Raw genomic sequence first — 233 nt, forward strand, 5'->3', positions numbered from 1 at the left:
AATTGCGTGCCCTGGTGGTGGAATTGGTAGACACAAGGGATTTAAAATCCCTCGACGTTCGCGTTGTGCCGGTTCAAGTCCGGCCCGGGGCACCATCTATTTGATTATTACCTCGCTTGGTATTAATCAAAAGAGTTGTTCTCTTAAAACACTATTGAAGGCGCCTTGGCAGAGTGGCTATGCAGCGGATTGCAAATCCGTGGACCTCGGTTCGACTCCGGGAGGCGCCTCCA

Annotated in this window: 2 tRNA genes; both read left to right on the forward strand. The window is 51.5% G+C overall.

Annotated features, from left to right (window positions below):
* Positions 1-8: 8 nt before the first annotated feature.
* Positions 9-95: transfer RNA gene (locus tag AB4583_RS21395), tRNA-Leu, on the forward strand.
* A 64-nt stretch (positions 96-159) separates the two neighbouring features.
* Positions 160-233: transfer RNA gene (locus AB4583_RS21400), tRNA-Cys, on the forward strand.

Source organism: Vibrio sp. 10N.222.49.C12 (assembly GCF_041475025.1).
GTDB classification, from domain to species: domain Bacteria; phylum Pseudomonadota; class Gammaproteobacteria; order Enterobacterales; family Vibrionaceae; genus Vibrio; species Vibrio crassostreae_C.